The organism is Streptomyces sp. NPDC059957 (genome assembly GCF_042730015.1).
Lineage (GTDB): Bacteria > Actinomycetota > Actinomycetes > Streptomycetales > Streptomycetaceae > Streptomyces.
In genome coordinates, this window is the sequence record NZ_JBHWMB010000008.1 from 162,101 (window position 1) to 181,677 (window position 19,577).

Below are 19,577 nucleotides of genomic sequence, written 5' to 3' on the forward strand. Positions count from 1 at the left end.
CTCGCGAACCCCCAGGACGGTCACCCTCCATGTCTGCACCCACGCACGCCCCTGCCCCGGCGACGGTTCCGGCTTCCGCCCCGGCCGCTCCGGCCGCTCCGGCCCTCTCGGCGGCGGATCTCCTCGACTTCACCCTGCGCATCGCCTCCGACCCCGAGCTGATCGCCTCCCTCCCCCTCGATCCCGAGGGCCGGACCTGGATCCGGCTCGACGGCCCGGGCGGCAGCGAAGCCTGGCTGATCGGCTGGCCGCCCGGCACCGGCACCGGCTGGCACGACCACGCCGAGTCGCGGGGCGCGTTCACCACCGCTCGCGGGCGCCTCACGGAGCACTCCCTGGCGGTCCGCCTCCCCTCGGAGGGCTGGCAGTCCCTGTCCCTGGCCCCCGACGTGGACCGCACGCGCCGGCTGGGCGCGGGCACCGGACGGGCCTTCGGTGAGCACCACGTGCACGAGGTGCTCAACGAGTCCGCGACCGAGCACGCCATCTCCGTCCACGCGTACTACCCGCCGCTCCCCCTGATCCGCCGCTACAGCCGCACCGGCCCGGTGCTCACGCTGGAGCAGGTCGAGCGTCCGGCGGACTGGCAGTGAGCGGCATCGACGCCCTCGTCGACCGGCTGCGGACCACGTACACCCGCGTGGACCCGGCCCGGGCGCACGCGGAGTCCCTGACCGGGGCCCTGCTGGTCGACATCCGGTACCAGGCCCTGCGCGAACGGGACGGTCTGATCCCGGGCGCGCTCGTGGTCGAGCGCAACGAACTGGAATGGCGCCTCGACCCCGAAGGCTCCCACCGCCTCCCGGAGGCGGTGGACCACGACGTCCGCATCATCGTCATCTGCAACGAGGGGTACGCCTCCACCCTCGCGGCCGCCTCCCTCCACTCCCTGTCCCTCCCCAACGCGACGGACCTCACGGGCGGCTTCCAGGCCTGGAAGGCGGCCGGCCTGCCCGTTGCTCCTTCCTGACGCGCCCCTCGCACCGCTGCGCGGGCTTCGTGCCGCTGCGCCGGACTCCGTCCGTCGGTGGTTGGTCGGTGCTGCCGCCACCGCCGCCTGGCGCGCGGGCCGGTGGCCGGGTGCGGCTGGGTCTGCCCTGCGGGGTGAGGTCCCCTACCCGCCCTTCCACCGTTCCCCGGGGCTCCGCCCCGGACCCCGCGCCTCAAACGCCGGCGGGGCTGGATTTTCCAGCCCCGCCGGCGTTTGAGGCGATCTTTTCCGCCCGTCCGGCGTTTGAGGACTGGGCTCCGGGCAGCGCCCGGCGGAAGGGCGGGTAGGGGAACTCCGCCCCGCGCATCGGCACGTACGGGGGCCGCGGGGCCCGGGGCGGAGCCATGGAGTCAGCTCTTGGCCGCCGCGAGGTCCACCGGGCGCGGCCGCATCGCCACCCGTCCGGCGAAGCCCGTGGCGCACAGCGCCACCAGCCCCGCCCCGCCCACGACCAGCCCGTACACCAGCGGGAGCACCGCCGGGGCCGCCGTCCCCGTCATGCCCACGCTGAACGCGGTGAGCACCGCCAGTGAGATCCCCGACCCCAGCACCACCCCCATCAGGAGCACCGCCAGCGCCTCCACCCGCAGCATCCCCCGCACCTGCCGACGCGTCGCCCCCGCGAGCCTCAGCATCGCGAACTCCCGCAGCCGCTCCCCCGTGGACATCGCCAGGGTGTTGGCCACCGCGATCGCGGTGAAGGCCAGGACGAGTCCCATCGCCAGGAGGTTGATCTCCGACCCGGCCGCCTGCCGCTCCGCCCGTGCGCCGTCCGCTTCGGCGGCCGACAGCACGGCCACGCCCGGGTGGTCCCGTACCGCCGAGGCGAGTGCCGCCCGTACCGCCGGCCCCGCCACCAGCACGCTCGAAGCCAGCGGGTCGTCCACGTGCGCGGCGACCAGATGGTGCGGCAGCGTCACGTCCCCGAAGCCCAGCCCCCGCGCGTACACCGCGGACACGGTCAGGGTGACAGGCGTTCCGTCGCCAAGCGTCAGCGAGAGCGGGCTGCCAGGCTTCAGGTCCAGCTGGTCGGCGGCCAGTTCGCTCACCGCGACGCTCTCCTCCCCGAACCCCGCCAGGCTCCCGGCCGTCACCCCCGGGTCCCAGGTCCGGTCCAGCCCGGCCGGGGTCACGCCCTGCGCCGCGTACTTCGTCAGCCCCACCCGGATCGACGTGTGCACGACCTCGGTGGCCGCGAGGACCCCGGGGGTCCGGCGGATCCGCTCGGCGGCGGCGCCGGGAACCCCCGGCCCGCGGCCCTGGAGCACCCACTCGGCCCGTACTCCCTCACGGGCCTGTGCCCGGGCGGCGTCACCGAGCGTCGGGGTGACGAAGAGCACGGTGCAGGCCATCCCGATCAGGAGGGTGAGCGGGGTGACGGCGGAGGCCATCCGGGTCGCGTTGCCGCGCAGGTTCGCGGTGGCCAGGCGGCCGCCCGGGCCGGCCGGCAGCAACGGCCCGGCGAGCAGTGCGGCCGCGCCCTTGACGATGAGCGGGCCCAGCAGCGAGACGGCTCCGGCGAGCACCACGACGGCGAGGAAGGTGACCGGAGTCGAAGCCGGCTCGGTGCGCAGCGTGCTCAGTACGGCGACCAGGACCACGCCGGCCGCCAGCAGCAGCGCCCCGGCGGTGAGCCGCGCCCACGCGGGCCGGCTCCGCTCGACGGCGGCCTCGGCCAGTGCTTCGGCGGGGCGGACGCGCGCCACCCGCCGTGCGGTGATCCGGGCCGCGGCCCATGCTCCGAGCAGGCTCGCGCCGACGGCGGCGATCATCGGGAAGATCCCGGCGGTGCGCTCCAGGGTCACGGGGACGACGCCCGCGTCGACGAACCGGCCGTGCAGCCAGGCGGCCAGCGGCAGTCCGGCGAGGGCTCCCGCGATTCCGGCGGCGAGCCCGACGAGCAGCGCCTCGCGGCCGATCATGCGCCGCAGCTGCCTGGGCGTGGCGGCGATGGCGCGGAGCAGGGCGAGCTCGCGGTGGCGCTGCTGGATCGACAGGGAGAAGGTGCCGACGACCACGAGGACCGCCACGAGGAGCGAGGTACCGCCCATCGCGCCGCCCATGGAGACGAGCTTGATCCGGGCGCCGGCGGCGTCGAGGAACTCCACGGGGCCCCGCCCGTCTCCGGTGGCCACCTGTGCGGTGGTGCCGTGGAGCGCCTGCCGGATCCGTGCGGCCAGCTCACTCGCGTCGACCCCGGCCCGGGGCAGTACCCCGATGGCGCTGACCCGGCCTTCGCGGGCGGCGAGCCGCTGCGCCTCGGCGTCGCCGAAGAAGAGCGCGCTCTGGTGCGCGAGGCTCCCGCCGGCCGCGGCGGCGATCCCGCTGACCGTATAGGTCTTGGGCGCGCCGGTGGACTGCACGACGAGCTCGGAGCCGGGCTTCAGGGCCGCGCGGGCGGCGAGTCCGCGGTCGACGACGATCTCGTCACCGCCCTGGGGGGCGCGACCTTCGGCGAGTGTGAAGGGGGTGAGCGCGGCCGAGCTCCAGGCGTGCCCGTACGAGGGCTTCGCGCCTTCGCCGCCCGGTCCGCCCCGAGTGAGCGGCACGGCCTGGAAGGTGAGCTCGGGGACGGCCCGCTCCACTCCGGGCACCGCGCGGACGGTGTCCACGGTGGTGGCCGGCAGCCAGGCCCGTTCGGCGACGGGCTTGGCCTTGTGCTTCGTCTTGACCTTCGGCTCGTCGCCCTTCTTCTTCACCTTGACCGTCGTCGTGTGGACGTTCTGGTCGGCGGAGACGACCACCGGGGCGCCCGCGTAGCGCTCGGTGGCGATCGTTCCGCGCAGTCCCGTCTCCAGGAGGGTTCCGCAGGCGGTGACGAGGGCCGCCGCGCACAACAGGGCGAGGAAGGCGCCGAGGAAACCGGCCTTGCGGTCTCTGACGGTCTGGAGTGCGTAGCGCAGCATCATGGGGAAAACTCTGCCGCCGGGGCCGCCTTGGGACATTGGAGCGCCCCGGCGTCCTCGGCCGGGGGCTAACCCCACCCCACTCCGCACCCGCGTGGCGCGCCCCTCGGCCCAGAGCCTGTCGGGCCCCGGGTCACCCCGTCAGAGCGTCAGGTCTTCGGAGTCCTCGCCCTCCGCCTCCAGTGCGCGGCGGACCACCCGCAGGGCCATGCCCTCGGGGTACCCCTTGCGGGCGAGCATTCCGGCGAGGCGCCGGATCCGCTTGTCCCGCTCCAAGCCCCGGGTCGCGCGGAGCTTGCGCTCCACGAGCTCCCGGGCGGTCTCCTCCTCCTGGTCGGAGTCCAGCTGTTCCAGTGCCTCCTGTACGAGGGTGGGTGCCACCCCCTTGGTACGGAGCTCCTGTGCGAGCGCCCGGCGGGCCAGCCCCCGCCCCCGGTGCCGGGACTCGACCCAGGCCCCGGCGAAGGCGGCGTCGTCGATCAGGCCCACCTCCTCGAACCGGGAGAGGACCTGCTCCGACACCTCCTCGGGGATGTCCCGCTTGGCCAGGGCGTCCGCGAGCTGGCGCCGGGTGCGCGGCATCCCGGTGAGCAGGCGCAGACAGATCGCCCGCGCCTGCTCCTCGGGACTCTGGGGCGGCAGCTCCTGGCGGTCCTCCCGCCCCTCACGGCCCTCCGCACGACGGCCTCCCCGGCCGCCGCTCTCGCGGCGGCCCCGGCGACTGCCCTCACGGCGGTCCTCAGCGCCGTCCGCGCCGCCCCTCTCCTGCTCCCACACGGGTCAGCTCTTGGCGACGGCGGCCTTGACCGCGGTCTTGGCCTTCGACGCGGGAGCGGGCACCGCAGCGGTCTCGGCGGACGCGTCAGCGCCGGCCTCGGCCGTGGCGGCGGCAGTCGCCGCGGCGTCCTTGCGGATACCGACGCCCAGCTTCTCCTTGATCTTCCGCTCGATCTCGTCGGAGAGGGCGGGGTTGTCGCAGAGGAACTTCCGCGCGTTCTCCTTGCCCTGGCCGAGCTGGTCGCCCTCGTACGTGTACCAGGCACCGGCCTTCCGGACGAAGCCGTGCTCCACGCCCATGTCGATCAGGCCGCCCTCGCGGCTGATGCCGTGGCCGTAGAGGATGTCGAACTCGGCCTGCTTGAACGGCGGCGCGACCTTGTTCTTGACGACCTTGACGCGGGTGCGGTTGCCGACCGCGTCCGTGCCGTCCTTGAGGGTCTCGATGCGCCGGATGTCGAGGCGCACGGAGGCGTAGAACTTCAGCGCGCGGCCACCGGTGGTGGTCTCCGGCGAGCCGAACATCACACCGATCTTCTCGCGGAGCTGGTTGATGAAGATCGCGGTGGTCTTGGACTGGTTGAGCGCACCGGTGATCTTGCGGAGGGCCTGGCTCATGAGGCGGGCCTGGAGACCCACGTGCGAGTCGCCCATCTCGCCCTCGATCTCCGCGCGGGGCACGAGGGCCGCGACGGAGTCGATGACGATGAGGTCCAGGGCACCGGAGCGGACCAGCATGTCCACGATCTCCAGCGCCTGCTCACCGGTGTCCGGCTGGGACAGGATGAGGTTGTCCGTGTCGACGCCGAGGGCCTTGGCGTACTCGGGGTCGAGCGCGTGCTCGGCGTCCACGAAGGCCACGGTGCCGCCGGCCTTCTGCGCGTTGGCCACGGCGTGCAGGGTCAGGGTCGTCTTACCGGAGGACTCCGGCCCGTAGACCTCGATCACACGGCCGCGCGGCAGTCCACCGACGCCGAGCGCGATGTCGAGCGCGGTCGATCCGGTGGGGATGACCTCGATGGGGTCGTTCGGCTTGTCGCCGAGACGCATCACGGCACCCTTGCCGAACTGCCGTTCAATCTGTGCGAGCGCGGCTTCGAGAGCCTTCTCGCGGTCGTTGCCTGCCATGGGTTCCACCCGATTTGCTTGAGTCGATCGCTTCACGCCATTGACGCTAACGCCTGCCACTGACAACGCGGTCCCACGTCCGTTTTGACTGTGGATAACCAATAAGAATGCGTGTTCGATTTCCCTGTCAAGCGCGCCACGCCGGACCCGTCCGCCACACCGACGGGTGGCATGATCCACTCCCATGACGGACAGCACGGACACGACGGACACCACGGACAGCGCCGCCGCCACGGACGCCACAGACGCCGCGGACGCCACCTCCAGCATGTTCCCCGCCGGCCGCACCGCGCTCATCGTGCGGATACCCGAAGCGGAGCCCGCCGTCCGGGACTGGCAGGACCGGATCGACCCGGCGGCCCGGGCCGGGGCCGGGGTGCCCGCGCACGTGAGCGTGCTCTACCCGTTCCTCCCGGAGGCCCTGATCGACGCCTCCGTCCACGCCGGGATCGCCGCAGCCCTGCGCCCCCACCACGCCTTCGATGTGCGCTTCGAGCGGACCGGCCGGTTCCCCGGGATGCTCTACCTCGCCCCCGAGCCGGACGCCCCGCTCCGCCGGCTGACCCTCGCACTCACCGAGCGCTGGCCGGAGCTCCGGCCCTACGGCGGCCGCTACCCGGACCCGGTTCCGCACCTCACGGTGGCCCAGCGCGCCCGGGAGGCGGACCTGGACGCCGCCGAGGCGGGCCTGGGCAGCCGTCTCCCCGTCGCCGCCCGCGTCCGCGCCGTCGAGCTGGTGGCCTACGACGGGACGGCCTGGCGCGAGCGCGCGAGGTTCGCACTGCGAGAGCCCGGGGAGCGAGAGCCGAAGAAGTGACAACCCGTGGTTGACACCCGCTCGACTGTCAACCTAGGGTTGCACTCATGACGAACCCTTCGGTGGAACCCGTTCGCATGACCAATCCGGTACGCCTCGACGACCTCATCGAGGCCATCAAGAAGGTCCACACCGACACCCTGGAGCAGCTCAGCGGCGCAGTCGTCGCCGCCGAAGCCCTCGGGGACGTCGCCGACCACCTCATCGGCCACTTCGTCGACCAGGCCCGCCGCTCCGGCGCCTCCTGGACCGACATCGGCCGCAGCATGGGCGTCACCCGCCAGGCCGCCCAGAAGCGCTTCGTGCCCAAGGCCGACAAGGAGGGCGACGCGGGACTCGACCCCAGCCAGGGCTTCGGCCGCTTCACCCCCCGCGCCCGCAACGTGGTGGTCACCGCGCAGAACGAGGCCCGCGCCGCCGGCAACACCGAGATCCGCACCGAGCACCTCGTCCTCGGGCTCCTCTCCGAGCCCGACGGCCTCGCCGCCCACGCCGTCGCCGCCCAGGGGATCGCGGCCGACGACGTGCGCGCGGCCGTGACCGCTGCCCTGCCCCCGGCCGTGGAGGACGTCCCCGAGCTGGTCCCCTTCGACGCCTCGTCGAAGAAGGCCCTGGAGCTCACCTTCCGCGAGGCCCTGCGCCTGGGCCACAACTACGTGGGCACCGAGCACATCCTGCTCGCGCTCCTGGAGCTGGAGAACGGGGCGGGGGCGCTCAGCGGCCTCGGCGTGGACAAGCACATCGTCGAGAACTGGGTCAACGACGCCCTGGAATCCGTACTCGGCGCCTCGGACGGTCCCGGGAAGTAGAGGCGTCCGCGTCTCCGGTCAGCGCGTACCGCTTCACGTACGCGCCGAGGAAGGCCTGCATCGTGGCGACGGCCGGGATCGCGATGAGCGCCCCGACCGCGCCCAGCAGGGCGGTGCCCGCGATGACCGATCCGAAGGCCACCGCCGGGTGGATGTCCACCGTCTTCGAGGTCAGCTTCGGCTGGAGCACGTAGTTCTCGAACTGCTGGTACACCACCACGAATCCGAGGACGTACAGCGCGTACCAGGGGTGGACCGTGAAGGCGATCAGCATCGGCAGCGCGCCCGCCAGGTAGGTGCCGATGGTGGGGATGAACTGCGACACCAGCCCCACCCACACCGCGAGCGCGGGCGCGTACGGCACGCCCAGCACCGCGAAGACGATGTAGTGCGCGATCCCGGAGATCAGTGCCATCAGCCCGCGCGAGTAGAGGTACCCGCCCGTCTTGGTGACGGCGATCTCCCAGGCCCGCAGCACCTCCGCCTGCTTCGCGGGCGGCAGTACGGAGCACAGAGAACGGCGCAGCCGCGGCCCGTCGGCGGCGAAGTAGAAGGAGAACAGACCGATCGTCAGCAGCTTGAACAGTCCGCCGAGCACGGTGGCGGACACGTCGAGCACGCCGGTCGCGCTGTTCTGCACGTACTTCTGCAGCCAGTCCGAGTGCAGCAGGCTGTCCTGGATCTCCAGCCGGGACAGTTCCGTGTGGAAGGTGTCGTTGATCGATCCGATCAGCGAGTCGAGATAGCCGGGGAAGCCCTCCACCAGGTCGACGATCTGCCCGGCCAGCACCGAGCCGAGCAGGACGACGAACCCGACGGCCGCGCCGAACACCCCGAGGAACACCAGGAAGGTGGCGAGTCCGCGGCGTACGCCGCGGGCCGCCATCCGGGCCACGGCCGGTTCGATCGCGAGCGCGAGGAAGAACGCGATCAGGATGTTGACGAGCAGGCCGATGAGCTGGTGGAAGGCCCAGCTGCCGAGCTGGAAGCAGGCCACCAGGGCCAGTACGAGGACCACGGCGCGCGGCAGCCAGCGCGGCATCCGCGCATCCGCCGGAGCCGGTTCCCCGGTGGCCGGCCGCCGGGGAGGACCCGGCGCTCGGGGGGCTCCCGGCACGGGGCCTGCGGCCGAAGGGTCCGCCGGGTCGGCGGGGTCCGCCAGGTCCGCGGGGCGGGCCGGCGGCACGGTCCGGAGGTTTTCGGGCCGGTCGGTCGTCTCATCACTGGCTGCCACGCCGACCAGTCTGTCCCACCGGCGCCGCGAACCACGAAGCAATCGCCGCGGCCCCTCCCCGGCCGGGGAATCCGGTCGCCGGACCGGCCGCCGGAACGGTCGGCGGACCTGTCGGCGGACCTGCCGGCGGGCAGAGCGGCGGAAGGGCCGGCCGGGCCCACCGCGCTAGCGCAGCGAAGCGGGTACGTCCACCGCCGAACACACCGCGCGCCACACGTCCTTGGTCTCCCAGCCCGCGTCCAGCGCCTCGTGGACCGTGCGTCCCCCGAGCTCCGTCATGACGTGGTCCCGCGCGAAGGAGTCCGCGTAGCCCGCGCCGAAGTGCTCGGCCATCCGCTCCCAGAAAATCGTCAACCGCATGCCTCCAGTATCCCGCCCCGGAGAGTGCACCCTCCCCGTTCGGGCCACCTCGGCGCCGCCCGGGCCCCTACGGTTCCTGGCATGCCTGGAGACGAAGCTTGCGCCCCGGCGGCGCCGACGGCGACGAGTGCGCCGGCCCGCGCCGAGCAGTTCATCTGGCTCACGGCCCGTGTGCTGGAGCAGCGGCGGTTCGCGTTCCACTTCCTCGGCGGGGACGCCGACCCGGTCGATGCCGCCCTCGGCGCCTACCTCGGTAGCGACGGCGGATACGGCCACGCCCTCGACCCGGATCTGCGCGGTCCGCTGAGCCACCCGCTGCACACCGCCCATGCCCTGCGCGTCCTGGACGGCCTGGGCCGCTGTGCCGGACAGCGCATCGAGCGGCTCTGCGCCCACCTGATCCGGGTCTCCACCCCGGACGGAGCGCTTCCCGCGACGGCTCCGGCCTCCGGCGGCTACCCGGCGGCCCCCTACCACCCCCTGCACGACGATCCGCCGGGCGACCTGCTGGCCACCGGCCCCGTCGTCGGGATCCTGCACCGCAACCGGGTGTGGCACGCCTGGCTGTTCCGGGCGACGGACTTCTGCTGGGACCGGGTGGAGAACCTGCGCCACTGGCACCCGTACGAGGCCCAGGGCGCGGTGGCCTTCCTCGACGGTGTCCCCGACCGGTCCCGGGCGGCGGCGGCTGCCGACCGGCTGGGGCGCCTCGTCCGCGAGCAGCGGCTCGTCGTACTGGACCCCGCGCGGCCGGACGCGTACCCGCCGGTCCCCGGCCACGCGCCGGGCGAGCACCTGTACCCGTACGACTTCGCCCGCCGCCCGGAGTCCCTCGCCCGCGGCTGGTTCACGGACGCCGAGCTGGACGGCTCGCTGCGCTTCCTGGCGGACCTGCAGCAGCCGGACGGCGGCTGGCCCGCGCACCGCGAGGCGTGGGCGCCGGGCAGCTCGCTGGAACGGCGCCCGATCGCCACGCTGGAGGCGCTGCTGACCCTGCGCGCGTACGGCCGGCTCCCCGGCGCGGCCCGGGCGGGCGCTAGCCTCCCAGGGCCCGCAGCCCCGCGGTGACGGCGACGGCCGCCGCGACCACGACGAGGAACGGGGCCCGCAGGAGCAGCGCGACCGCGGCGGCCGCGAGCCCGGCGGCGCGGGCGTCGAGCACGAGCTCCTGCCCAGTGGCGAAGGTCTGCTGCGCGGTGAGCGCGGCGAGCAGCGCGACCGGCAGGAGGGCTGCGAGCTTGCGCACCGCGGGCCGCTCCAGGGCTCCGGCGGGGACGAGCAGTCCGGCGAGCTTCACGGCGTAGCAGCCGACGACGGTGAGCCCGATGGCGATCCAGACGTTCACGAGCGGCTTCCCTTCATCCACAGCACGATCGGCGCGGCCAGCGCCGCGATCAGCACGGGCACCCCGGCGGGCAGTACGGGCAGCAGGCCCAGCCCGAGGACGAGGGCGAGCGCGGCGACGGCCCGCTCGGTGCCGGTCTTCAGCATCGGCGCGAGCAGCGCGAGGAACACGGCGGGCCCGGCGGCGTCCAGCCCCCACGCCCTGGTGTCCCCGATGGCCTCGGCGCCGAGCGCGCCCAGCAGGGTGGTGAGGTTCCACAGGACGTAGAGGCTCAGCCCGGTCACGGTGAAGCCGAGCCGTGCCGACTTCCGGTCGGGCTGGGCCAGGGCCACGGCGGTGGTCTCGTCGATCACCCAGTGCGCGGCGAAGGGGCGTACGCCCTTGGGCAGCGCGAGCAGCTGGGACAGCCGCAGCCCGTAGAAGGCGTTGCGGGTCCCGAGGAAGAAGGCCCCGGCGGCGGCCGTGAACGGATTCCCGCCGGCGGCCAGAGCTCCGACCAGCGCGAACTGCGAGGCCCCGGTGAACACCAGCAGGCTCAGCACGCACGCCTGGAGGGTGCTGACCCCGGACCCGGCGGCGGTCACCCCGAAGGCGAAGCCGGACAGCCCGACCGCCACCCCGACGCCGAGCGCGTCCCGGACCACGGCGGCGCGCGGCTTGTCCACCTCGGGCGCGCCAGGAGCCGCTCCGCCGGGGACCGCTCGGCCAGGGACCGCTCGGCCGGGCATCTCGTGCCCGGGTTCTTCTTGTATGGCCATCCGATGTTCTCCCACGCCCCGAAATTACGCAGGCCACGGCATCCGGGTCTTGTACGTTCTTGCACCATGCACGAAGTGATCAAGGAAATGGCGGACCGGCTGGCCGCGGTGCCCGGCATATGCGGAGTCATGCTCGGAGGCAGCCGGGCCCGCGGCGAGCACCGCCCCGAATCGGACTGGGACCTCGGCGTCTACTACCGCGGCACCCTCGACCTCGCCGCGCTCGGCGCACTGGCCGGACCGGACGTGGAGGTGGCCGGACCGGGCGGCTGGGGCCCCTGGGTCAACGGCGGAGCCTGGCTGCGGGTCGACGGCGTGGCGGTCGACTGGATCCTGCGCGACCTGGACCGGGTGGAGCGGGTGTGGCAGGAGTGCCGCGAGGGTCGCTACGAGGTGGGCGTGCAGCCGGGCCACCCCCTCGGCTTCTGGTCCCCCTGCTACCCGGGCGAGGTGGCCCTGGGCCAGGTCCTGGCGGACCCGACGGGCGAGCTGACCGCCCTGCGCACCACGGCCTCGGCCTACCCGGAGCCGCTCCGCGACGCGCTGATCGCCGGCGCCTGGGAGGCGGAGTTCCTCGCAGCGGGCGCCGCGAAGGGCGCGGCCCGCGCGGACGCCCTCTACGTCTCCCTCTGCCTGTCCAAGGCCTTCGGCATCCTCGTCCAGGCCCTGTACGCGGCGGACCGCCGCTGGTGCCTGAACGAGAAGGGCGCCTTGGCCGCGGCCGAGCTCCTGCCGTCGGCTCCGCCCGGCTTCGGCGACCGCGTCCGCACCCTGCTGGGCGCGCAGGGCACGACGCCCGAGTCCCTGACGGCCACGGTGACCGAGGCCCGATCCCTGATCGAGGAGACCCGCGCGGGCCTGGTGTCCTAGCCGTCCCGCCGCCGCAAGGGCTCACCGAGCAGCTCGGTGAGCTCCGCCTCGACGGCGGCGAGCAGCCCGGCGCCCCAGACGCACAGGGTCTGCTCCCAGGGGTGGCCGAAGGTGCCGAAGCGCAGGTCGGGGTGGAGGTAGAGGTAGTAGTCGCCGTTCGGGCAGACCGCCCCGGGCCAATCCGGTTCGCCTGGTCCACCCACCCGGTGGGGATCGAATACGTAACTGGTGTGCTGCCAGTCGAGCCAGACCACCGGCTCCCCGGGGCGCGTGAGTTCGGTCAGCGCACGGTTGACGATCCCGTTGAGGACGCCGAGCGCCTCCGCCTCGATGTCCAGTGCTTCGAGCGGCCAGGTGACGGACGGGACTGGTTCGTCGATCCCGGGAAACCGATGCATGCTCGGACGGAAGCCGAACTCCTCCTCGAGACGGTCCCAGAGCCCGCCCTCGACCGAATCCCTGGTCTCCCGGACCGGTCGGGTCCGGGCCGGGCTTCCCTCCGGATGCCACCGGTGGGTGCGCACGGTCGTAAGTTCCACGAACCCGGCGGCGGTGAGCGCGGTCCGCAGGTCCCCGTCGGCCTCGGCCACGCAGTACGGCGCCTCGCGCCCCATCCGGAACGGCTTCCCGGCGAGCGGGGCGAAGGCCTGCACCAGTTCGGGGTACGGTCCGGTCAGCCCGCCGATCTCGACGAAATCGGAGTCCGCGAAGCGCCCCCGCCCACCCGAGGGCCGTCATGCGATCGTGGTCGAACAGGCCCACAGTGTCCCCCCGGCCGTTGCGGCCGTAAGCGGCCCATCCGTCGGCCTCCACCTCCCCAAGCGCCCTCGCGTGCGGGCCGCCGGCCGAGGCCAGCTCCCCGGCCCCCGCCCCGGAGCCGACGGACCGCACCCGGCCATCGCTCCGTATCCGCGCGAGCCCCGCGCACTCCGCCACCAGCAGCGACCGCTCCGGGTCCGCCGTGAATCCGGCCGCCTCCAGCTCCTCGGCCAGGGCCGACGGATCGGCCCCGTACACCTTCCACTCCACCGGCTCGCTCCGCGCGGCGAAGGCCGCCTGCTGCCGCCGCACCAGCTCCGCGAGCTCCCCGCGCCCGATGTGCGTCAGCGGCCGGTGGCCGACCGTCCCGTGCGTGCCGTAGTGGGTCCGTACGAGGGGCCCGTCCTGCTCCACCACCGCGCCCGGCGGCGCCCACTCGGGCACCCGCCCGCGCACCTGCTCGGCGTACGCGCCCCACACCCTGGCCTGCTCCAACCGGTCCATGATCGGGACCCTAACCGGCCGCCCGCCCCCGCCGGTAGGCGCCCGGCGGCACCCCCACGATGCGGGTGAAGTGCCGGTTCAGGTGCGGCTGGTCGGTGAAGCCGACCGTGACGGCCGCCTCCGCCGGCGGGATCCCCGCGTCGAGCAGCCGCCGCGCCCGCCGGACCCGGGCGTCGGTCAGCCAGGTGTGCGGGGGCATGCCGTATCGGTCCCGGAAGGCCCGCAGCAGGGCGAAGGGGCTGGTGCCCAGCTCCGCCGCGAGCTGCTCCAGCGACGGGGGCTCCCCCATCCGCTCCTCCAGTACGGCCCGGGCCCGCTCCGCGTCGGCGGCCCCCGCGCGGCCGGCCGTACGGGCGGGCAGCGGCCCGGCGTGCCGGGTCAGCATCCGCGCCACCACCCCGCGCAGCAGGGTGTCGGCGGCCAGCGCGTTGCCGGCCTCGGCGGCCCGGTGGACCTCGGTGATGGCCCGCGAGGCCTGCGGGTCGGCGACCATGTCGGCGGTGAAGCCGGGGGTTCCGCGCAGGGTCCCGATCTCGGTGGCGACCTCGGTGATCAGCGCCCGGGAAGGGTAGAGGGTGGCGTAGGCCCAGCCCTCGGGGACCCCGGCGCGGGCGGTGTGCGGGACCTCGGGGTTGATCAGGACCACGCTGCCGGGCCCGGCGCGCAGGGTGTCGCCCGGCAGGCCGATCTCCTCGACGCCGCCGGTGACGGCCGCGATGACGTACCCGTCGTGGGCGTGGCGCGGGAAGGTGTGGCGTACGTAGTGGGCGCGCAGGAGGTCCAGCCCGGGCAGTTCCGCGTACTGCCAGTGCCGCGCCCACTCCCGGCGGCCCTCGTCCGCTCCGGTCGTCCCCGTGCCCATTCCCCCATTCTGCGCCCGGCCCGGCCGGGGTGTTTCCACAGGTCCGGCCCGTTGTCAGTGGGCGGGTGCACGATGGGGGCATGTCCGGTACCGCGCTCGACTCGTTCTCCCCCGCGACCCGTTCCTGGTTCACGGGGGCCTTCGTCTCGCCCACCTCCGCCCAGGAGGGCGCCTGGCGGGCCATCGGGGCGGGCTCGGACGTGCTGGTGGTGGCCCCCACCGGCTCCGGCAAGACCCTGGCGGCCTTCCTCGCCGCCCTCGACCAGCTCGCCTCGACCCCACCCCCGGCCGACCCGAAGAAGCGCTGCCGGGTGCTGTACATCTCGCCGCTCAAAGCCCTGGCGGTGGACGTGGAGCGCAATCTCCGCAGCCCGCTGACCGGCATCCGGCAGGAATCGGTGCGCCTGGGCCTCCCCGAGCCGGAGATCCGGGTCGGGATCCGTTCCGGCGATACCCCGCCGGCCGAGCGGCGCGCGCTGGTGACCCGGCCGCCGGACATCCTGATCACCACCCCGGAGTCGCTGTTCCTGATGCTGACCTCGGCGGCCCGCGAGGCCTTGACCGGGATCGAGACGGTGATCCTGGACGAGGTGCACGCGGTCGCAGGGACCAAGCGCGGCGCCCATCTCGCGCTGTCCCTGGAGCGGTTGGACGAGCTGCTGCCCCGCCCCGCGCGCCGGATCGGCCTGTCGGCGACGGTCCGCCCGGTGGAGGAGGTGGCCCGATACCTCGCTCCGCGCGGCAAGGTGGAGATCGTCCAGCCGCCCTCCACCAAGGAGTTCGACCTGTCGGTGGTCGTCCCGGTCGAGGACATGGGCGAGTTGGGCGGCTCCCCCGCCACCGAGGGCAAGGAGGGCGGCGACAAGCCCTCCATCTGGCCGCACGTGGAGGAGCGGATCGCCGATCTGGTCCAGGCCCACCGCTCCACCATCGTGTTCGCCAACTCCCGCCGCCTCGCCGAGCGCCTGTGCAACCGGCTCAACGAGATCGCGTACGAGCGGGCCACCGGCGGCCCGCTGCCCGAGGGCCCGCCCCCGGCCGAGATCATGGCCCAGTCGGGCGCCGCCCAGGGCGCTCCGCCGCTGATGGCCCGCGCGCACCACGGCTCGGTGTCCAAGGAGCAGCGGGCGCTGGTGGAGGAGGACTTGAAGGCGGGCCGGCTGCCCGCCGTGGTCGCCACCTCCAGTCTGGAGCTCGGCATCGACATGGGCGCCGTCGACCTCGTCATCCAGGTGGAGTCCCCGCCCTCGGTGGCCTCCGGGCTCCAGCGGGTGGGCCGGGCCGGGCACCAGGTGGGCGCGGTCTCCACCGGGGTCGTCTTCCCCAAGTACCGGGGCGACCTCGTCCAGGCCGCCGTGGTCACCGAGCGGATGCGCACGGGCTCGATCGAGTCCCTGCGGATCCCCTCCAACCCGCTGGACGTGCTCGCCCAGCAGCTCGTCGCGATGACCGCGATGGACACCTGGCAGCTGGACGACCTGCTCGCCCTGGTGCGGCGGGCGGCCCCCTTCGCGGCGCTGCCGGACTCGGCCTTCACCGCGGTGCTGGACATGCTGGCCGGCCGCTATCCCTCGGACGCGTTCGCCGAGCTCAGGCCCCGCGTCGTGTGGGACCGCGTCGCCGGTACGATCACCGGCCGGCCCGGCGCCCAGCGGCTCGCGGTCACCTCCGGCGGGACCATCCCGGACCGCGGGCTCTTCGGCGTCTTCCTGGCCGGATCCGACCCGAAGAAGGGCGGCGGCCGGGTCGGCGAGCTCGACGAGGAGATGGTCTACGAATCCCGCGTCGGCGACGTCTTCACCCTCGGCACCACCTCCTGGCGGATCGTGGACATCACCCGCGACCGCGTCCTGGTCACCCCGGCCCCCGGGGTCCCGGGCCGGCTCCCGTTCTGGAAGGGCGACCAGCTGGGCCGCCCGCTGGAGCTGGGCCGCGCGGTCGGCGCGTTCCTGCGCGAGCTCGGCGGGCTCACCGCCGAGGACGCCCGCCTGCGCCTGCTGGCGGCGGGCCTGGACGCCTGGGCCGCCGAGAACGTCCTGTCCTACCTCGCCGAACAGCGCGAGGCCTGCGGCCACGTACCGGACGACCGGACCATCGTCGTCGAGCGGTTCCGCGACGAGCTCGGCGACTGGCGGGTCGTCGTCCACTCCCCCTTCGGCGCCCAGGTGCACGCCCCCTGGGCGCTGGCACTCGGCGCCCGCCTCTCCGAGCGGTACGGGATGGACGCGCAGGTCATGCACGCCGACGACGGCATCGTGCTCCGCCTCCCGGACGCGGACCTGCTGAACATGGACCTGGACCTGCTGGACCACGACCCGGCTCGGGGCCCCTCCTCCGCCTCCTTCGACTTCGACGACGACAAGCCCCCGCTGGGCGCGGCGGACGTCGCCTTCGACCACGGGGAGGTCCAGCAGATCGTCACCGACCAGGTGGGCGGCTCCGCACTGTTCGCCTCCCGCTTCCGCGAGTGCGCGGCGCGCGCCCTGCTGCTGCCGCGCCGCAACCCGGGCAAGCGCACCCCGCTGTGGCAGCAGCGCCAGCGCGCCTCACAGCTGCTCCAGGTGGCCTCCGAGTTCGGTTCGTTCCCGATCGTGCTGGAGGCCGTACGGGAATGCCTGCAGGACGTCTTCGACGTGCCCGGCCTGACCGAGCTGATGGGGGACATCGAGGCGCGCCGGGTCCGCCTGGTCGAGGTCACCACCGTCGAGCCCTCCCCCTTCGCCCGCTCCCTCCTCTTCGGTTACGTCGCCCAGTTCCTCTACGAGGGCGACTCGCCGCTCGCCGAGCGCAGGGCGGCCGCGCTGTCGCTGGACTCCCGGCTGCTGGCCGAGCTGCTCGGCCAGGCGGAGCTCCGCGAGCTGCTCGACGCGGAGGTGCTGACGGAGCTGGAGCGGGAGCTCCAGTGGCTGACCGAGGACCGGCGGGCCAAGGACGCCGAGTCGGTGGCCGATCTGCTGCGCCTGCTGGGCCCGCTCACCCCGGCGGACCTGGCCGCCCGCGGCGCGGAACCGGAGTGGGCTCCGTCCCTGGCCGCCTCCCGCCGGGCGATCCGGGTCCGGATCGCCGGCGAGGACCACTGGGCGGCCATCGAGGACGCGGGCCGGCTGCGCGACGCGCTGGGCACGGCGCTCCCGGTCGGCGTCCCGGAGGCGTTCACCGAGCCGGTGAAGGATCCGCTCGGCGACCTCCTGGCCCGGTACGCCCGCACCCACGGCCCCTTCACCACGGTCACCGCCGCCGCCCGCTTCGGGCTGGGCACGGCCGTGACGGACGGCGCGCTGCACCGGCTCGCGGCGGCCGGGCGGGTGGTCCAGGGCGAGTTCCACCCGGCGGGCATCGGCCAGGAATGGTGCGACGCGACCGTACTGCGGCGGCTGCGCCGCCGCTCGCTGGCAGCCCTGCGGCAGGAACTGGAGCCGGTCCCTCCGGCCTCCCTCGCCACTTTCCTCCCCCAGTGGCAGCACCTGGGCGGAGCCCTGCGCGGCGTGGACGGCCTGGCCCGCGCGATCGAGCAGCTCCAGGGCGCCGCGGTTCCCGCCTCCGCCCTGGAACGCCTGATCCTCCCCTCCCGCGTGGCGGACTACTCCCCCACCCTCCTGGACGAGCTCACCACCACGGGGGAAGTGCTCTGGGCCGGCGCGGGCGCCCTGCCCGGCAAGGACGGCTGGATCTCCCTCTACCTCGCGGAAGCGGCCCCCCTCCTCCTGCCTCCCGCCCACCCCCTGGAGCTCACCCCGGTCCACGAAGCGGTGCTCTCCGCCCTCTCCGGCGGGTACGGCCTGTTCTTCCGCCAGCTCACCGACCGGGTCCGCGCACTGCACCCGGACGCCTCCGACGCGGACCTCTCCTCCGCCGTCTGGGACCTGGCGTGGTCGGGCCGCCTGACGAACGACACCCTGGCCCCCCTGCGCTCCCTCCTCGGCTCGGGCCGCACGGCGGGCGCCACCGCCCACCGCGCCCGCCGCACGATCCCCCGCGGCCGCTACGGCACCCTCACCACCCCTGCCTCCCGTACGGGCCCGCCCACGGTGTCGGGCCGCTGGTCCCTGCTCCCGGTCCACGCCGCGGACCCGACCCACCGCGCGCACGCCCTGGCCCGCACGCTGCTGGACCGCCACGGGGTGGTGACCCGGGGCGCGGTGGCCGCGGAAGGCGTCGAGGGCGGCTTCAGTGCGGTCTACCGGGTCCTGTCCGCCTTCGAGGACAGCGGCCAGGCCCGCAGGGGCTACGTGGTCGAAGGCCTGGGCGCGGCCCAGTTCGCCATGGACGGCGCGGTCGACCGCCTCCGCGCCGCCGAGCGGATCCCGCCCCCGCTGGCCGCGGTGGTCCTGGCGGCCGCCGACCCGGCGAACGCCTACGGCGCGGCCCTCCCCTGGCCGGAGCCCCCGTCCGGAGCCACCCACAAGCCGGGGCGCAAGGCCGGCTCCCTGGTGGTCCTGGTCGACGGCGAACTCACCCTCTACCTGGAGCGGGGCGGCAAAACCCTCCTGGCGTGGCCCGCCCCGGACGCCCCCCAGCTCACGGCCGCCCTCTCCGCCCTCACCATGGCCTCCCGCAAGGGCACCCTCCCCACCCTCACGCTGGAACGCATCAACGCCGCCCCCGCCCTCACCTCCCCCTACGCCCCACCCGTGGAAGCCGCCGGCTTCCACGCCACCCCCCAAGGCCTGCGCCTGCGCCACTAACTCGGCACCGGGCCGTCACTTCCGCCAGAACAGGTGGTGCGCCACCCCGCTCGGGCTGGGCACGACCTCCAGGTGGAACCGGTCGAGGAGCTCGTCCGGGGACTCCCAGAGCCGTAGTCCGGACCCGAGCTTCACCGGCGAGACCGCCACATGCATGGTGTCGACGAGGTCGGCGTCGAGGAACTGCCTGATGGTGGTGACCCCGCCGCCGAGCCGGACGTCCTTGCCCTGCGCCGCTTCCCGGGCCTGAGCGAGGACCGCGGCCGGGTCTGCGTCGACGAAGTGGAACGTGGTGTCGGAGAGCGTGAACGAAGGCCGCTCGTGGTGGGTCATGACGAACACCGGGGAGTGGAACGGGGGCTCGTCACCCCACCAGCCCTGCCACTCGTGGTCCTGCCAGGGCCCGCGCAGGGGCCCGAACTTGTTGCGGCCCATGATCTCGGCACCGATGTTGTGTGCGAAGTCCCGCGTGAAGTAGTCGTCGAGGCCCCGGCTGCCCCCGGGGTCGGTGCGCATCGGCCAGCTCGCGGTGGCGCCGCACCAGGAGAACAGCCTCCCGGGATCGACATGGCCGAACGGCCTCTCCAGGGTCTGGTCCTCGCCGGCACCGATCCCGTCACTCGAGACGTTGAAGTTCTGGACCCTCAGTAGCTGAGCCACGTGTTCCTCCTGTGATCGCGATAACGATGGTGAGACTCTCCGAGCCGGGCAAACTCATCGCTGCATCCGCGGCGTCCAGACAAACACTGCCGCTCGAGGATCACCGAAGCCA

The 19,577-nt window shown here is 74.0% G+C and carries 17 protein-coding genes; 7 read left to right on the forward strand and 10 right to left on the reverse strand.

Annotation, left to right across the window (positions count from 1 at the left end; all coding sequences use genetic code 11):
* Positions 1–29: 29 nt before the first annotated feature.
* A complete protein-coding gene (locus ACFWBW_RS08240) occupies positions 30–593 on the forward strand; it encodes a cysteine dioxygenase (protein WP_385369556.1) in 564 nt (187 codons plus the stop codon).
* Positions 584–970, forward strand: coding sequence for a rhodanese-like domain-containing protein (locus ACFWBW_RS08245; protein WP_385369616.1), 387 nt, complete (start codon positions 584–586; stop codon positions 968–970). Before ACFWBW_RS08240 ends, ACFWBW_RS08245 begins: the two co-directional genes overlap by 10 nt.
* Before the next feature lie 371 nt (positions 971–1,341).
* Here ACFWBW_RS08245 and ACFWBW_RS08250 read toward each other — a convergent pair whose 3' ends face one another.
* From ACFWBW_RS08250 to recA, 3 genes are all read right to left on the reverse strand, one after another.
* Positions 1,342–3,900 carry an FtsX-like permease family protein gene (locus ACFWBW_RS08250; protein WP_385369558.1) on the reverse strand — a complete coding sequence of 853 codons (2,559 nt, stop codon included), beginning with the start codon at positions 3,898–3,900 and terminating at the stop codon, positions 1,342–1,344.
* Positions 3,901–4,038: 138 nt separating this feature from the next.
* Positions 4,039–4,674, reverse strand: coding sequence for a recombination regulator RecX (gene recX / locus ACFWBW_RS08255; RefSeq protein ID WP_385369560.1), 636 nt, complete (start codon positions 4,672–4,674; stop codon positions 4,039–4,041).
* Between the two features lie 3 nt (positions 4,675–4,677).
* A complete protein-coding gene (gene recA, locus ACFWBW_RS08260) occupies positions 4,678–5,802 on the reverse strand; it encodes a recombinase RecA (RefSeq protein ID WP_385369562.1) in 1,125 nt (374 codons plus the stop codon).
* A gap of 184 nt (positions 5,803–5,986) precedes the next feature.
* Between recA and ACFWBW_RS08265 the strand changes: the two genes are divergently transcribed.
* Both ACFWBW_RS08265 and ACFWBW_RS08270 read left to right on the forward strand, forming a co-directional pair.
* Positions 5,987–6,619, forward strand: a complete 633-nt coding sequence (locus tag ACFWBW_RS08265; protein WP_385369564.1) for a 2'-5' RNA ligase family protein — start codon at positions 5,987–5,989, stop codon at positions 6,617–6,619.
* A 47-nt stretch (positions 6,620–6,666) separates the two neighbouring features.
* The gene (locus ACFWBW_RS08270; RefSeq protein ID WP_385369566.1) at positions 6,667–7,428 is read left to right on the forward strand and encodes a Clp protease N-terminal domain-containing protein; all 762 of its coding nucleotides are present in this window, start codon (positions 6,667–6,669) and stop codon (positions 7,426–7,428) included.
* Here the strand turns inward: ACFWBW_RS08270 and ACFWBW_RS08275 are convergent.
* Together ACFWBW_RS08275 and ACFWBW_RS08280 are read right to left on the reverse strand one after the other, a co-directional pair.
* Positions 7,376–8,470 carry an AI-2E family transporter gene (locus ACFWBW_RS08275; protein ID WP_385369568.1) on the reverse strand — a complete coding sequence of 365 codons (1,095 nt, stop codon included), beginning with the start codon at positions 8,468–8,470 and terminating at the stop codon, positions 7,376–7,378. The two genes, ACFWBW_RS08270 and ACFWBW_RS08275, sit on opposite strands and share 53 nt — an antisense overlap.
* Before the next feature lie 357 nt (positions 8,471–8,827).
* Positions 8,828–9,022 carry a DUF3046 domain-containing protein gene (locus ACFWBW_RS08280; protein ID WP_254386113.1) on the reverse strand — a complete coding sequence of 65 codons (195 nt, stop codon included), beginning with the start codon at positions 9,020–9,022 and terminating at the stop codon, positions 8,828–8,830.
* Positions 9,023–9,103: 81 nt separating this feature from the next.
* On the opposite strand from ACFWBW_RS08280, the gene ACFWBW_RS08285 reads away from it, so the two are divergent.
* Positions 9,104–10,090 (forward strand): hypothetical protein, encoded by a 987-nt coding sequence (locus ACFWBW_RS08285; protein WP_385369570.1) that lies wholly within the window; start codon positions 9,104–9,106, stop codon positions 10,088–10,090.
* Here the strand turns inward: ACFWBW_RS08285 and ACFWBW_RS08290 are convergent.
* Together ACFWBW_RS08290 and ACFWBW_RS08295 are read right to left on the reverse strand one after the other, a co-directional pair.
* Positions 10,059–10,367 (reverse strand): AzlD domain-containing protein, encoded by a 309-nt coding sequence (locus ACFWBW_RS08290; RefSeq protein WP_327255239.1) that lies wholly within the window; start codon positions 10,365–10,367, stop codon positions 10,059–10,061. The genes ACFWBW_RS08285 and ACFWBW_RS08290 overlap by 32 nt on opposite strands.
* Positions 10,364–11,095, reverse strand: coding sequence for an AzlC family ABC transporter permease (locus tag ACFWBW_RS08295; RefSeq protein ID WP_385369618.1), 732 nt, complete (start codon positions 11,093–11,095; stop codon positions 10,364–10,366). Before ACFWBW_RS08295 ends, ACFWBW_RS08290 begins: the two co-directional genes overlap by 4 nt.
* Before the next feature lie 96 nt (positions 11,096–11,191).
* On the opposite strand from ACFWBW_RS08295, the gene ACFWBW_RS08300 reads away from it, so the two are divergent.
* Positions 11,192–11,995 (forward strand): DUF4037 domain-containing protein, encoded by an 804-nt coding sequence (locus ACFWBW_RS08300; RefSeq protein ID WP_385369572.1) that lies wholly within the window; start codon positions 11,192–11,194, stop codon positions 11,993–11,995.
* Here the strand turns inward: ACFWBW_RS08300 and ACFWBW_RS08305 are convergent.
* Complete coding sequence (locus ACFWBW_RS08305; protein WP_385369574.1) at positions 11,992–12,648, reverse strand: DUF2716 domain-containing protein; 657 nt, start codon at positions 12,646–12,648, stop codon at positions 11,992–11,994. The two genes, ACFWBW_RS08300 and ACFWBW_RS08305, sit on opposite strands and share 4 nt — an antisense overlap.
* A gap of 620 nt (positions 12,649–13,268) precedes the next feature.
* The gene (locus ACFWBW_RS08310) at positions 13,269–14,120 is read right to left on the reverse strand and encodes an AraC family transcriptional regulator (RefSeq protein WP_385369576.1); all 852 of its coding nucleotides are present in this window, start codon (positions 14,118–14,120) and stop codon (positions 13,269–13,271) included.
* Positions 14,121–14,200: 80 nt separating this feature from the next.
* Here ACFWBW_RS08310 and ACFWBW_RS08315 point away from each other — a divergent pair, with 80 nt between their 5' ends.
* Positions 14,201–18,805 carry an ATP-dependent helicase gene (locus ACFWBW_RS08315; RefSeq protein WP_385369578.1) on the forward strand — a complete coding sequence of 1,535 codons (4,605 nt, stop codon included), beginning with the start codon at positions 14,201–14,203 and terminating at the stop codon, positions 18,803–18,805.
* 15 nt (positions 18,806–18,820) lie between these two features.
* Here ACFWBW_RS08315 and ACFWBW_RS08320 read toward each other — a convergent pair whose 3' ends face one another.
* Positions 18,821–19,465, reverse strand: a complete 645-nt coding sequence (locus ACFWBW_RS08320; RefSeq protein ID WP_385369580.1) for a dihydrofolate reductase family protein — start codon at positions 19,463–19,465, stop codon at positions 18,821–18,823.
* Positions 19,466–19,577: the final 112 nt, after the last annotated feature.

Excerpts from the sequence above, each read along its gene's own strand:
- ACFWBW_RS08265 (WP_385369564.1), top strand. The coding sequence starts at position 5,987 with ATGACGGACAGCACGGACACGACGGACACCACGGACAGCGCCGCCGCC.
- ACFWBW_RS08275 (WP_385369568.1), bottom strand. The coding sequence starts at position 8,470 with ATGCCGCGCTGGCTGCCGCGCGCCGTGGTCCTCGTACTGGCCCTGGTG.
- ACFWBW_RS08270 (WP_385369566.1), top strand. The coding sequence starts at position 6,667 with ATGACGAACCCTTCGGTGGAACCCGTTCGCATGACCAATCCGGTACGC.
- ACFWBW_RS08300 (WP_385369572.1), top strand. The coding sequence starts at position 11,192 with ATGCACGAAGTGATCAAGGAAATGGCGGACCGGCTGGCCGCGGTGCCC.
- ACFWBW_RS08250 (WP_385369558.1), bottom strand. The coding sequence starts at position 3,900 with ATGATGCTGCGCTACGCACTCCAGACCGTCAGAGACCGCAAGGCCGGT.
- ACFWBW_RS08315 (WP_385369578.1), top strand. The coding sequence starts at position 14,201 with ATGTCCGGTACCGCGCTCGACTCGTTCTCCCCCGCGACCCGTTCCTGG.
- ACFWBW_RS08310 (WP_385369576.1), bottom strand. The coding sequence starts at position 14,120 with ATGGGCACGGGGACGACCGGAGCGGACGAGGGCCGCCGGGAGTGGGCG.
- ACFWBW_RS08295 (WP_385369618.1), bottom strand. The coding sequence starts at position 11,095 with ATGCCCGGCCGAGCGGTCCCTGGCCGAGCGGTCCCCGGCGGAGCGGCT.
- ACFWBW_RS08285 (WP_385369570.1), top strand. The coding sequence starts at position 9,104 with ATGCCTGGAGACGAAGCTTGCGCCCCGGCGGCGCCGACGGCGACGAGT.
- recA (WP_385369562.1), bottom strand. The coding sequence starts at position 5,802 with ATGGCAGGCAACGACCGCGAGAAGGCTCTCGAAGCCGCGCTCGCACAG.
- ACFWBW_RS08280 (WP_254386113.1), bottom strand. The coding sequence starts at position 9,022 with ATGCGGTTGACGATTTTCTGGGAGCGGATGGCCGAGCACTTCGGCGCG.
- ACFWBW_RS08240 (WP_385369556.1), top strand. The coding sequence starts at position 30 with ATGTCTGCACCCACGCACGCCCCTGCCCCGGCGACGGTTCCGGCTTCC.